Genomic DNA, 13,951 nt, shown 5'->3' on the forward strand with positions numbered 1-13,951 from the left:
GTATCCCGGTGTATGTGCCCACTGCCAGTAGTAAGCCTAAAAAAATTAGAGCAACGTAGGTCGGCGCAAAAGGTTTTGGTGAAAATAGGCGGTACCTCTCGTGCGCTGACTCGGTCCTGGTGCTAGAAATATCGGACAACTCTACCGGCCTTGTAGTATGACGTTGCAGGTGGGCGATTCAACCTGCTGCTCGCTACCGGGTTGATCGAAAGAGTCGAGTGCGGTGTTACTCCCGCGGGCGGAGCATGTTACCGGTTGGCTGCGGCGAGGAGTTTTGCTCCAGTACGGGCCGCGCTGCGGTGGTCAAAAGCTGCGGTGAGGCCAGCCGCGCTCAGGCAGCAGCGGGGTTCCTGGCGCGGACGGCTCCGATGAACTCCTGCGAGTAGTAGGTGTTGGACCAGATGTCGGGCTCGACCTTGACCACATCTCCAGTTTGGGGGGCGTGCAGCATCTGTCCGTTGCCCAAGTAGAGGCCGACGTGGTGGATTCCGCCTGGCTGGCCGTTGTCGGAAAACAGCACCATGTCGCCGGGCTGGAGCGCGGCCCGGTCTGTGATCGCGGGCTGGAAGGAGCTCCAGATGGCTTGGGTCTGGTGGGGCACATCGATGCCGATCTCGGCGAAGGCGTAGACCATGAGCCCGGAGCAGTCGAACCCGCCGCCGGTCGGCCCGTTGGCGTCCCCGCCGGCCCATACGTAGGGCTGGCCCTGCTGCGACATGCCCCGATCGATCACGCGCTGGATCTGCGGGTCGGCGGGAGGAAGTGGCCCGGTGCCAGCGCCCGCGCCGCACTCGACTCCCTCCAGCGCGCCGGCGAGGGTCGCGGCCGACTGCTCCCACTTGGCGTAGGCGTCGGGGAACGCGCTGACCTGGACCAGCTGCGCGGCCCGCGTGACCGGCAGCGACTCCCATCCAGGGACCTGCAGTAGTCGGTCGAAGAACAGGCGAGCGGACTGACGCGGGTCCATGCGGGTGGCGACGTCGCCCCACCCCGCCTCGCGCTGCTGGAACAGGCCGACCGAGTCGTGGTCGCTGCCGACGCCCTGGTTGGGGAACTCCAGCGACTCGGGAACGGTGGAGTTGGCCAGGTTCTTCAGGGTCGACTCCTGCATCGCAGTGGCCAGGGCGATGACCCACCCGCGTTGCGGGATGCCCATCTCGACACCGGTGGCCACGATCAAGCCCGCGTTGCTGACCTGCTCGGGGCCGATCCCCTCGACGAGCTGGGCTGGATCAGCTCCGGGTGGTGCGCACACGACGCCGGGCAGGCCCGGAGTGCTTCGACCAGCCCCGCTACCTGCTACAGCCATCAGAAGCAGGAAGCCCAGGAGGAGGATCAGGCCTAGCGCAATGGCCCCGCTGGTCGCAGCTGCACGCACGGACAAAACGTATCATTTTAATGTGTCAACTTGATACACACGTGGTAGTCGGACCCGGTGCTGTGCCCGCCGTGGCGGGCACAGCGTATGTATCGGGCCGGTGATCGTAGCCGCGGCTGATGGCGGCGCGAGCCGAATCAGGTTCGCTGGTGGAAGGCGTTGAGGACGCTCTGCGGGATGCGTCCACGGTCCGACACTGCGATGCCCTGCTTGCGTGCCCAGGCGCGGATCGCCTGGTTCTGTTCGCGGTCGGCCGTGGTCACCGGCCGCGGGGCGCCGGGTTCGGTCAGGCGACGTCCACGTCGGACCTGGTTCGAGTTCCTCCTGCCTGCTGAGACGAAATCGGCCAGGACATCGCGCAACTTGCTTGCGTGAGCGGAGGTGAGGTCGATTTCGTACTCCTTCCCGTCGATAGCGAACTCGATCGTCTCGTCGGCGGAGCTGCCGTCGAGGTCGTCGACGAGTCGGACGCTCATCACCTGGGCCACGTTATGAACCTCTCTTCATTCTGAATTCCAGCCGGGTGCACTGGGATACCATTGCTGGATAGGATTGTTGCCAGCGTAGCGAGAACTGCATGTAATGACGATGCTGAAGGTGAGCGAGTTGTCGAGCGCTGTCTGCTGGATGCTCGCGTGCTGGCACTTATAGGCGTCGCCGGGCTGTCGTGTGCCGGTCAGGCACGGGAGCAGGGCCGGGTGCGGGCTGGTGCGCGCCGGCCTTCGCCGAGCCCGCGTTCTGGGCAGTTTGTGGCGGCCTGGCCGGGGGTCGGTGCGCGGCGAGGGCTGCGGCCACCGCCGCGCGGGAGTGCTCGGCTTCGGCGGCGGTCGGTGACGAGCCCGCGGGCACGGCCGGTTCGGCTGCGGGCGGGTCGGGCTGGGACGGCGGGTTTTCGGCGGTGGATTCCGCGGCGTTGGTGCTCTGCTCGGCCGGGGCTGCAAGGTCGGCCATCTCTTCGTCGATCTCCCGGACGCGGACCCGAGCCTGTTCCAGCTCGGCGGCCTGGGCGAACGGACGTTGCAGCTGAGCTGTGGCCCGTTCGGTTTCCTCGCCCGTTCGCTGCAGGTCATCCTGGGCGCGGGTGAGCTTCTCGTCGAGGCCGGCGACCCGGTTCTCCATCCGCACGACCAGCGAGCTGGGCTTTTCGCTCTTGGCGAGTTCGAGCAGCTGGAGCTTGGAGCCCTCCACGACTCCGCCGGTGCCCGTCCCGGCGATCCGCAGCTCGTAGCCCGCACGCGGGCCGCCGGACCACACGAGTGCGTCGAAGCTCTGGCCTCCGAGCCGGGCGATGCCGGGGATCTCCGTGGGCCGGGTGCTCTCCGGGCCGGTGGCCGCCGTGGCGAGCTGATTGATCAGGGTGGTGCCTGCTTCGCTGCGGTCGGTGAGTCGACGGCTGCCGATCTCGATGACGAACTGCTCGCCGCGGGTGTCGGTGCGGCGGTCGATCCTCTCGCGCAGCGCCTCGATTTCGGCCTCCAGGATCGGGCCGCGGCCCTCGTTGACCTCGATCGTGTAGCGCAGCCGGGAGCGGGTCTGCACGTGTGAGCGTTCGAGGCGCTCGAGCTTGGTCAGCTCGGCGTCGGCCTTGGCCTTGTCCATCAGCAGCGGGTTACCGGCCGCGAGTGCCTTGACCTCGTTGTAGTTGAGCGCGGTGTCGCCGATGTCGCCTTCGACCTCGCGGACGTCGAGCCGGCCGTTCATCAGCTGCGAGATGAACGAGGCCTTCCGGGCCAGGGCCTGCCACATGTAGGCGTCGAAGGTGCCTTCGACGACGTAGCGGTTCAGGGCGATCTCGCTGTACTGGTTGCCCCGGCGCAGCGCCCGGCCGTCGCGCTGGGCCAGGTCGGCGGGGCGCCACGGGCAGTCGAGGTGGTGCAGCGCGACCGCACGGGCCTGGACGTTGGTGCCGACCCCCATCTTGGAGGTGCTGCCGATGAGCACCGAGACCTCGCCGACGCGGCAGGCCTCGAACAGCTCGGCCTTCTTGCGGTCGTTGGCCGCCTCGTGGATGAACCGGACCTGCTCGCGGGGCAGGCCGCGCTCGACGAGCTGGTCGCGCAGCTCGGTGTAGACGTTCCAGCCCGGTCGCTTCGCGCCGTCGCCGGGTGTGCCGAGATCGCAGAAGACCAGCTGGAAGCCGCCGCGGCGGGGATGGGGCTCGCCGTCGGCGTCGAGGAACTCGTCGTCGCTGTGTGCGTGGTGGATACGGGCGATCTCGTCTGCGGCGGCTTCGAGCTTGGCCTCACCGGCCGGCATGTCCCGGCCGAGTAGACGCAGGTCCAGCGCTCCGGCGCGGCCTTCGCTGGAGATCTTGAGCATGTTGTCGATGTCGGGGGTGACCGCGCGCATCTGGACCTTCTCGGCGCGGGCACCCAGCTCGGAGATGAGCTCCTGCTGCCCCTCGGTGGCCGGGACGAGGAAGGTTCGGGGTGCGCGCTGGCCATCCTCGGGACGGGGCAGCAGGTCCGGGCGGGGAAGGTTGAGGTCGTCGGCGGTCTTGACGTCGCCGGAGACCCACCACATCCGCAGCAGCTCGGGGACGTTGTGGAAGCGGGCGAAGCGCGCCTTCATCCGGAAGCTGGTGCCGTCGGGGGACAGCTCGATGTCCGACACCGTCGCCGCGAAGGTCGCAGCCCAGGCGTCGAAGTCCAGCACGCCTGCTTGGTCGAGCAGGTCCGGGCGCAGGTAGCGCTGCATGACATGCGCTTCGGTGATCGAGTTCGCGATCGGGGTCGCGGTGGCCAGGGTGACCACCCGATGCCCGTGCTTGTCGCGCAGGTAGTGCAGCTTCATATCGAGGTCCTGCGCCCGGTTGGAGCCCTCGATCGCCGCGCCGGCGATGTTGCTCGCGGTGCGCAAGTTCTTGTAGTCGTGTGCCTCGTCGACCACCACGTAGTCGATGCCGGTGGCCTCGAACGTGACCGCGGGGTCGTAGTCGCGGGCGATCTTCTCCTTGATGCGTTCCTTGGCGTTGTCGAGTTGCTGCTGCATCCGCTTGACCGTCCGGCCGCTGCCCTCGGCACGGCCTCGTTCCAGTGCTTCGCGCAGCGTGTCGAGCTCGGCGTCGAGGTAGGCCTCCTGCGCCTCGGGGCGCATCGGGATCCGTTCGAAGGCTCCGCGAGTGATGATCACGGCGTCCCAGTCGCCGGTGGCGACGCGGGCGACGAAGGCGCGGCGGGCGTCCTTGCGCAGGTCGGCCGAGGACGCGGCGAGGATCCTGGCCCGCGGGTAGAGCTGCTGGAACTCACGGGACCACTGTTCGATCATGTGGTTCGGGATGACGATGCAGGGCTTGCGGACCATCCCGAGCCGGCGCAGCTCCATGACCCCGATCGCCATCTCGGCGGTCTTGCCGGCGCCGACCTCGTGGTAGAGCCCGACGGCGGGTTCGGAGATCATCCGGGCGACCGCGGCGTACTGGTGCGGGTTCGGCTCGAAGGTGCGGGTCAGGCCGGGCAGCGACAGCGTGATGTCGTCGTAGTTGCGCAGCACCACGGAGTTGAAGCGGTCGTTGTAGACGCGCGCCAGCTCGGTGGCGCGTTGCGGGGCCTCCCAGATCCACTCGCTGAACCGCTGCGCGAGCTCGTCGGCCTTGGCCTGCGCCGCGGTGGTTGCGGCGGGGTTGAGCACATTGCGGGTCGTCGGAGACCCGTCAGCGGTCACGGTCTCGATCTCGTCGCGCACCACGATCGACTTCTGGGCCAGCAACGCGGCGGCGAGCTTCGGGGCCGGGTAGCGCTCGGTCCCCCACGTGCTGGTCGCTGCCACGGAGAAGTCGTCGCCCTTGACCTCCCAGTTGGTGCCGTAGGTGTGCGCGACGGTCAGGCGTGGGTCGGCGAGGGTCTGGCGCAGGAACGCTTGCACGTAGCTGGCCTCGATCCAGGGCACACCAAGGCGGGCCACGATGTCCTCGGGTTCGATGTCGGGCGGAAGGACCTCGCGCAGCGCCGCGGCGTTGGCGGCGTAGGCCGGCTCGTCCTCGGCCGCGGCCAGCGCCTGATCGAGCTTGCGGCGCACGTGCCCCGACAGGTACTCCGCGGCGGGGACGAGCTGGCCGTCGCGCTGGGGGTCGGCGAAGACCAGCTCGCCGAGCGAGGTGCGGGCCTCTGCGTCGTCGACGCCGAGCAGCCGCGCGACCTCGGTCAGCTCCACCTGGCCGTGGGTGTCCATACAGATCGCCAGCGCTTCGGCCGGGGTGTCGGCGCCCCGGGCCGGGGTCCGCGGGGCGATGACGCGGTCGGTGAAGACATCGGCCTTCGTCGCGGTACCGGTGCTGGAGTCGAACACCTCCAGGGCCAGCACGATCGGGGCCCGCGGGTCGGCCCGGAAGCCGCCGAGCTTGTCGACGATGCGGGCCTGGATGTCGTTGCCGGCGTCGTCGACGCGGCCGGTGCGGCGCCACTTGAACCGGTTGATCGGGCCGTAGCGGTCGGCGTAGGCGTCGTACTGGCGGTTCAGGTCCGCGCGCAGCTCCTCGATGCTCTCGGAGTGCTCGAAGGTGGCCGCTTCGGCTTCGAGCAGCGTGACGGTGGTGTCCCGCAGCTCGAGCAGATCTCGCAGCTCGCCCTGGCGGCTCTTCGGGACGACGAACGGTTCGGCGGCCCCGTCGGTGACCTGCTGGAACTGCCCGTCTTCGTCGACGAACAGGTGCCCGTCCTCCAGCTCCAGGGCCGGGCCGGGCAGCGCGGCCCGCTGGGGCAGCGCGGGCAGGGTCGGGGCGTGGAGCAGCTCGTCGCGGCGGGCGCGGTCGACGACCTGGGCCAGGCGCTCGGCGAGCAGCTCGGCCGCGGGCCGGTCGGAGACCACCCGTGGTTCGGCCGACGAGTACTGACCGGACCCGCTGGTCAGCGTGCCGCACAGCATCTCGGGGTGTTGGATGAACCAGGAGTTCATCCGCACCTGCTCGTCGCCGATGTCGACGACGTCGGTCAGCTCCCAGTCGAACGGCTGGGGTTCGCGGCCGGGTTCGCGGCGGCGGAACACCAGCAGGTCGGTGATTACGTCGGTGCCGGCGGTGCGCTGGTGCGCGGCTTGGGGCAGGCGGATCGCACCGACGAGGTCGGCGAGCTCGGCCATCTCGCGGCGCGCGACCGGGTTGCGCGCGTCGAGGGTGTAGCGGGAGGTGATCGCCGCGACCAGCCCGCCCGGGGCGGTCAGGTGCAGGCTCTTGATCAGGAAGTGGTTGTGGATGGAGTGGCGGCCGGTGTTGTGCACCTTGTCGCTGAGCACGGTCCGGGCGAACGGCACGTTGCCGATGACGAGGTCGAAGCTGCCGTTGGGGAAGCGGCTCTCGGCGAAGGACTCGCCGCGGATCTGTGCCTGGGGCTGCAGCGCGGCCGCGATCGCCGCGGTGGTCGACTCGACCTCGACGCCGACCACGTGCGCGCCGTCGGGGGCCAGCCCGATGTAGTTGCCGGTCCCACAGCCGGGTTCGAGTACCCGCCCGCGGTGAAAGCCCAGCTCGGTGACTGCAGACCAGACCTGTTCGGCCAGGTCCGGGTCGGTGTAGTGGGCGTTGAGCATGCTGGAGCGGGCGCGAGCCATCTCGGTGTCGTCGAGCATCTCGGTGAGCTGGTCGCGGGCCCACTGCATCTCGGGGCGTAGTTCGTCGAAGACCTCGGGGACGGCGCCCCACCCGGACCAGCGGGCCAGGTTCTCCTGCTCTGCTGCGGATGCCGGCCGGTCACCGAGTGCGCGCAGGGTGGACAGGGCGGTGAGGTTGGCTTCCACCCGGGCCTTGGCGCCGGTGGGGGGCCGCACCGAGCCCGGACGGAACTGGCCCGCCGCGGCGTGCTCCTCGACCTCGACCTCGGGCTTGCGCGACGGCTCGCTCGGCGAGCTGGTCTGCGGCGTCGGCCCGGCGGTGGATTCCTCGGCTGGCGCCGGTGCCTGGTCGAGATGCTGGGGCGGGGACGCGGTGGCCTGGGCGTCGCGCCTGGCCGCTGCGTCGCGGGCGAGGCGTGCGATCTCGGGATCGAGCTGGCCGATGCGCTCGATCAGCTCGTCGCGCCAGATGCGACCCTCGGCGAGGATGGCCGGTTCGAGCATCGCGTCGAGCTGGTCGAAGCCGAGCTTGGCCAGTACGGCTTGCCGTGCGGGAGCCGGTAGCGCGGAGATGGTCGCCGACCACTGCGTGGGGGTCTGCATCCCGTCGTCGCGGGCGTGGAGCCGCACCACGGTGGTCGTGGCCAGCTCGGCGGTCTGCTGCTCCGGGGTCCGGTTCAGTGCCGCGAGCTTATCGGGCTCTCGCTGCTCGACGAGGTCGGGCGATGGGGCCGACGCGGTGGCCTGGACGGAGGCCTTGTCCTGCTGTACGCGCTCGTACTTCTCGCGGGCGGCGAGCCGGGAGGCCTGCCGGCGAGTCTTGCGCTCGGCGTCGTCGCGTCGGCGGTTCTCGCGCCACTCAGGGGTCTCGGTGTCGAAGGCGGCCGTCTCACCAGGGCCGGCCACCCGCCAGGTGTTGGCTTCGCTGGTGCGCACCCACACCTTGCCCTCTGGAGTACGGCGCATCCGGACGTCGCCGGACTCGCGAGCCACGACGCGTTCCTCGATGCCGGGGACGGCGCCCGACTCGATGCCGGTGGGCGGCGGGGTGACCTCGGCCGATGCCCGACGGGCGCCGTCGAGCTGCTGCTGACGAGTGTCGAGCTCGTTGATCTCGTCGTTCCAGCCGAACGGCTTCGTACGCAGCAGCTCGGCCCGCCACCTCTGATCGATCGCGGCCAGCCGGTCGATCTCGGTGACCGGCAGCGTGGCCAGGGCGTCGGGCAGCGGGTCCGGCGCTAGGGGCTTATCGGCGATCATCTGGCGGGCTTGAGCCTGGAGGCTGCGGGGGAGTGCACTGGGGTTCAGGTCGTGGTCGACGACGCGCTGGAGGTCCATCCGATGGCCGTCGGGGCGCGTGTCCTGCAGCGTCTCGCCGCCGATGTTGATGACTGGCACGAGGGTGTCGTTGCGCTTGCTGCGCACGACGTTCCTCCTGCCGGGAGCATCGTTGTAGGTGACATCGACGTGACCGGTGCGGCCGGGGTCGACCGACACCACGAATCCGCGGTCGCCCTGGTTCCAGGACACGTAGTCCCCGGGGCGCAGCGCCGCCGCGGGCAGTGTCGGGTAGTCCCCGGTGGGGATGCCGTAGGCGTTCACGAACGCGACTGGGGTGGACTGGTCGACTCGGCCGTCCAGCTGCGGGGCAGCGGCCGGCGCGGTCGGCACAGCCGGTGTCTGGCTGGGGGGCTCAGAGGCCTCGGTGACAGCCGGGCTGGTGTCGGCACCGCGCTCGGGCCCGTTCGCTGCCTCCAGGTCAGCGGCGGGGACCGCGGCCATGGTCTGGTCAGCGCCGCGGCCGATCGGCGGGTCCGGCATTGCCGCGACCTGCGCACGCAGCGCCACCAGACCCTGCTCCTCGGCGGCGTACCGGCGCCGGTCGCCCGCATCGGGCATGCGGCCGGGGCCGCGCAGGTTCGTGTCGGTGATGTTCAGTTCGTTGTCGATCGTGGCGAGCATGGCGTGCTTGTCGTGTACCCGAAGCGTGCCCCCGTCGACGGTCGGGTAGCCGCCGTAGAAGTCGTCCTGGGCGGGGTCGCTCTCCAGCACATCAGTGATCCGGATACGCAGCAGGTTCGCCGCCGCCGCCGTGAGCTGGAAACCGGTGGCGTCGGGGAACCGCGCCGGGTCGTCGGACTCCATCTCTGGCAGGTCCGGGGCGATGCCAGGCCGCGCCGCGGCGGCTGGTTCCGGAGCGGCGGTCGGGGTCGTTCGCTGCTCAGGTGAAACATGCCGTGGCGCGGCGGGCAGCGGAGGGACGGGTGGTGTGGTCGCGGCCTGCTCGGCGATGTGGCCGTCGATGAGGGTGCGGACCCGGGCCCAGTACTCGTGGCGGCCCGGATCGAGACGCGCCGCGTCGTCGATCAGCGAGCGCGCCGTCACGAGCTCACCGGCGTCGAACTGTGCCCGCGCACGGACCGAGATCCGCTCGGCCTGCTCGGGATCATGTCGCGGCGATCGCTCGCGCACCGGCGCGGGCGCCGGCGGCGGGGGTTCTACCGGGGCAGGTCGGCCGGAGTCGGGTCGTCCGCCTCCGGGGACAGCAGAACTCGCTCGGCGAGGATCTGCTCCTCGGCCTGGGCCTGGATCCGGTTGAGCCGGCCCACCTGGTCCAGGTAGGTCCCGGCCGGGCCCTCCTGTGCTGCCTGGTTCGCTGCCAGGTTCTCGATCTCGTCCTGCACCTGGTTGCCCAGGCTCGTGAAGTGCTGCTGAGGGTTCTCGATCTTGGCGTACCGGTTCGGCAGGTGCGTCTGCCAGTGCTGCATTGCCTGGCGTCCGTAGCGGTTCATCGGTCTCCTCCTGATCGGTCGACGGCGCCTGGTCCGGAGCAAGAGCCACGGGAGTAGGTGGTTCGGCGGGGTCGGGTCCGCCGAACAGGGCTTCCAGCGGGAGCTGCTCCTGGTTCGTGGAGCGGCGACGGCTCGGTCCGGGCACTGATTGTCCTCCCTGCTCACGCTGGCGCATCCGGCGACACGAGGTCTGAGCCGCCCGGAATCGGGCTGGCTATAGGTGGTCGAGCTGATCGTCGAGGGCGAAGAAGTACTCCGGCGGCGGGTCGTGCTGCCCGAGCTTGGTCACGAAGCGCTCGGTGCCGTGTTGTCCGCCCTGGCAGGCGCTGAACGGGCCGTGCTCGTCCATGAGCACCGCGAGCTGGCGGTCGAGGTAGTCGTAGTAGGTGACCAGGGCGTTGCCCTCACCCGCTGAGATCGCTTCGGTCCAGGAGCGGCGCAGCGCATCGAAGCGCGCGATCGCTTCCGGGTGCAGCCACCAGCTCCGACACCAGCGCAGCGCACCTTGGTTCTGCGGGAGTCGGCGTTCGAGCAGCTGCGCGATGTGGTCGCGTACCCACGGGACGAGCTCTCGCATGTCCAGACCGGCGTCCGGCTCGACGGCCGGCTCCGGTGCCGCCGTGGACGCGGCGGCGGTGTCGTCGGGTTCGGTGTCGTCGTCGGGAACCGAGGTGCTGGGAGGGGCCGCTGCGGCGTCCTCGATCGCATCGAGCGCACCGGCGATGTCCTCGACTCGATCGTCGAGCTCCCGGATCCGGGCGGTGAGGTTCGCCCGGTCGGCGCGTAGCTGGATGAGCTCGGTGAGCACCGTGCCCCAGTCTCCGGCTGCGCTCTCGTCGCCGGACTCCGGGGAGGTCACGGGGCCGTACCGCGGGGGGAGCGCTCGCTGGCGGTCAGGCGCTGAGCGAGCGGGTTACCGGCGCCGAGCGCAGCCACCGCCGACTGACGGACCTGCGCGGTGGCCTCGGCGGCGTGTGCGCTGATCTTCTCGGCGTCGTTCTCGCGGTACCACGGCATCAGCTCCAGCAGCACCGGGCGGCGCCCAGCGGAGAGCAGGATGGCATGGCGCTTGTCCAGGGAACCGACGTCGGCGATGGTCATCACCGGCTTGTCCCGCATCGAGGTCGAGGTGGAGCCGCCGCCGCGGCCGTACTGGTGAGAGTAGGTCGGCACCTCCAAGGGCCCGATCAGGTCGCTGACCCAGCGGGCGAACTCGGGATCCTGCACCCCGGCGCCCACCAGCTTGATCGTGGCCGCAGACCACATCTTGTCCATCCCGGACTTGCCCCAGACCGCGACGCCCTGTTGGTAGGACTGCAGGAACGTCAGGACCTGGATGCTCATCGACCCGAAGTAGGAGTACAGGTCCGGCAGGTTCGCGATCGGGCAGACGTTGGCGGCCTCGTCGAGCACCGGGCGCAGCGGCGGATCGAGCCGGCCGCCCTGGGCGGTCGCGGCCTGGGCCGCGATGCGCAGCAGGTGATCGACCAGGGCGGCGACGACCGGGGCGCCGCTGCCGGCGCCTTCGCGGGTGAGCAGGTAAAGGGTGTCGCGGGGGACCGGATGACCGGCGCTGTCGGTCTGGTAGCCGACCAGGAACCCCCACGGGTCGAACTCCTCCACCGGGACGCGAGGCGGATGCCGCCACGTTGACGGTGGGGTGATCAGCCGGGCGACGGCCTCCGACTCCAGCGACCCGAGGGCTGTCAGGGCCGTCTCGAACAGGCCGCCGCGGGTCTCGGCGGGGGCCTCCAACAGGCCCTGCAGGCCGTCGGAGATCTCCTTGAACCCGCCCTCTTCCAGCAGGGTGACCGGCTCGCTGGCTTGGGTGGCCAACCATCGGCGGACGTCGCGCAGGCTCTTGTCGGAGCTGCACGAGGCGGCCAGGACGAGCTGGGTGAGCAGGCGTTCAGCGCCTCTTGTAAAGAAGGGGTTGGCGTCGTTGGAGTTGCCAGCACCGATGGTGCGGGAGAAGTGGGCGACCAGATACCCGGCGTCGGCCAGGTCCTTGATACCGGCGAGCGGGTTCCACCACCAGCTCTGCTCCACCCCGGCGATGCCTTGCGGGTCAGCGACGAAGGTGCGGCCCAGCTCGGCGCGCAGCCCGATCGTCAAGGTGTAGACGTCGACCTTGTTGCTGGTCGCGATGACCGGGCCAGGCGCCGACAGGATCGCGGGCACGACCTGCGCGGAGGTCTTGTTCGACCGCGGACCAGCGATCTCGAGCATGACGTCTTCCTCGGAGGCATACAGCAGACGCGACTCGCCGACACCGCCGAGCCGGCGGCCCAGGCACAGACCCAGGTCCCGGCTTTCGAGGCGGTCCTGCCCGGCCAGGGACGGGCGCAGCTGTACTGCTCGCTTCTGCGCGGCGCGACCGCGCATGTCGCGGGTGTCGCGTCGACCGGCCATCGCCGAGCGAGGTTCACCTCGCGTGTTGCTCCGAGAGCCGGCCCAGAGACCGGCGGCGACGATGAGCCCGAGCAGGGGGACCAGCACGCCGGCGAGGACGGCCCAGAACGCCGGGCGCGAGCCGTCGGGCCCGATCAGGGGGTCGAGACTGCCCGCCCCGGCTGCGGAGACCATCGCCTGCAGAGTTGGCCCACCGAAACCCGGGGCGGTCTGGGCTGAGGCAGCGGCCGCGGTCCAGCAGCACGCCATCGCCGAGAAACCCGCGCCGAGGACCCCGAGCCCGACCAGCGGAATGGCCAGCTGCTGCCACGGGATCGGCGCTGCGGGCGTGCTCATCAGGGCTGCCCGGTGCCGTGCTGCCAGGCGGTGTCGGTGTTGTAGAGGTCGCGTTCGCTGGGCATCAGCGACAGGGCAACGGGCAGCCCCATCCGTTCACCGGACTTGATCAGGTACCGGCCGCGGCCCGGGTGGGTGCTGCCGGTCATCCAGGTCGGGGGCGCGGCCCAGGCCCGCACCATCGCGGCCTCGGAGGCGGTCAACGGGCTGATCTCGTTGATCGCGGTGAGCTCCTTGTCGGCCATGCCGCCGAGCACCATGACGCCGTTGCGTTGGGCCATGCCGCGCGCTTTCGCACGGTCGGCCTCGGTGGGCAGCGCCTCGAGGTCATCGAGGGAGTGGGTGACCTGCGCGGAGATCTCGCCGCGGTGGCGGCCCAGGCGGGTGACCCGGTCGGAGCGCTCGACCAGCCCTGGGGCGACGCGCAGTGCGCGCCAGAGCTCGTCCTGGATGCGGAAGATGTTGCGGTGCCGGCCCGTCGCTGCGGAACCGTCGATGACTGCGGCCGCCCACGCCCAGGACGAGAGCATCGCGGCGGCCACGACTTCGTCCTCGTCGTCGTCGAGGGCGGAGATGTCCAGCGACAGCGCGGGGGTGTCGAGGTCGGCGGAGATCGAGGACCGGCGGTCGAACAATCCCCGGATCGCGCCGGCGCAGAGCAGCTCCAAGGTGTTGACCAGGTCCCGGGCGTCACGCCGGAAAGCCAGCCGCGTATCGCAGGCAGCGATGTCGAGCAGCAGTGTGGGCGGGTTGACCAGGACCCGCACGACGTCGGGGATGATCGGCTCGTCGCCGTCGGCGGTGGCATCGACGCACAGGTCGAGCGCGGCACCGAGCAGCCGCCGTTCGGTCACGTTGATCTCGGCGCGGCGCACGATGACCACGAGCGCTTCGAGCAGCGACAGTCGGCGGGCACGGATGGTCTCGGACAGCCGGGCGTGCTCGTCGCCGCTGGTCTGGGCGAGAGCGGCGCGCAGCGGGCCGGCGTCGAGCGGGTTGAGCGAATGCAGGCCCCGCCCGATCCGCCACACGCGCCCGTCGAGGTGCTCGACCAGCCGGGTGTACTCGCCCTTGACATCACCGGGCACGACGGCGGTGAATCCGAACGCGACCAGGCCGGTCATCAGGCGTTTCACGATTGTGGACTTGCCGATGCCGGGCTGGCCCTGGATCCACATACCGGTGTTGGACACCAGTCCCTGACGCAGCCACTCCGCCGGGTCCAGCCCCACGGGCTCGGCGGTGTGCATGTGGTGCCCGATGGGCACCCCGGGCGGTGCGGCGCCCGAGCTGACCGCGAACGGGAACAGCCCGCACATCTGCGTGGTGGTGCTCTGCCACATCACCCCGGACTCGGCGTTCGCCGCCCGCCCGGCACCGGGTAGCGCCCACCCCAGAGCCCGCGGTACCGGGCGCCCGCGGTAGGGCGCACCGGGGTCGAGCTGCTGCGGTGGCAGGGAAGTCGTCGTCACAAGGGGCTCCTGGTCGA

General features: G+C 70.3%; 7 protein-coding genes. All 7 read right to left on the reverse strand.

Going from position 1 to position 13,951, the window contains the following annotated elements:
• Positions 1-331: 331 nt before the first annotated feature.
• Positions 332-1,309, reverse strand: a complete 978-nt coding sequence (locus JOF36_RS35075) for a C40 family peptidase (protein ID WP_210036569.1) — start codon at positions 1,307-1,309, stop codon at positions 332-334.
• 206 nt (positions 1,310-1,515) lie between these two features.
• A complete protein-coding gene (locus JOF36_RS35080) occupies positions 1,516-1,866 on the reverse strand; it encodes a histone-like nucleoid-structuring protein Lsr2 (RefSeq protein ID WP_210036570.1) in 351 nt (116 codons plus the stop codon).
• Between the two features lie 157 nt (positions 1,867-2,023).
• A complete protein-coding gene (locus JOF36_RS41200; protein ID WP_210036571.1) occupies positions 2,024-9,394 on the reverse strand; it encodes a helicase-like domain-containing protein in 7,371 nt (2,456 codons plus the stop codon).
• A 26-nt stretch (positions 9,395-9,420) separates the two neighbouring features.
• Entirely contained in the window at positions 9,421-9,714 is a 294-nt protein-coding gene (locus JOF36_RS35090) for a hypothetical protein (RefSeq protein ID WP_210036572.1), read from the reverse strand.
• A 214-nt stretch (positions 9,715-9,928) separates the two neighbouring features.
• Positions 9,929-10,573: a DUF4913 domain-containing protein gene (locus JOF36_RS41205; RefSeq protein ID WP_210036573.1), complete on the reverse strand. Its 645-nt coding sequence runs from the start codon at positions 10,571-10,573 to the stop codon at positions 9,929-9,931.
• Positions 10,570-12,462, reverse strand: a complete 1,893-nt coding sequence (locus JOF36_RS35100; protein ID WP_210036574.1) for a type IV secretory system conjugative DNA transfer family protein — start codon at positions 12,460-12,462, stop codon at positions 10,570-10,572. The genes JOF36_RS41205 and JOF36_RS35100 overlap by 4 nt, the downstream gene beginning before the upstream one ends.
• Entirely contained in the window at positions 12,462-13,934 is a 1,473-nt protein-coding gene (locus JOF36_RS35105; protein WP_210036575.1) for an ATP-binding protein, read from the reverse strand. The genes JOF36_RS35100 and JOF36_RS35105 overlap by 1 nt, the downstream gene beginning before the upstream one ends.
• Positions 13,935-13,951 lie beyond the last annotated feature (17 nt).

This window comes from Pseudonocardia parietis (assembly GCF_017876315.1).
Taxonomy (GTDB): Bacteria; Actinomycetota; Actinomycetes; order Mycobacteriales; family Pseudonocardiaceae; genus Pseudonocardia; species Pseudonocardia parietis.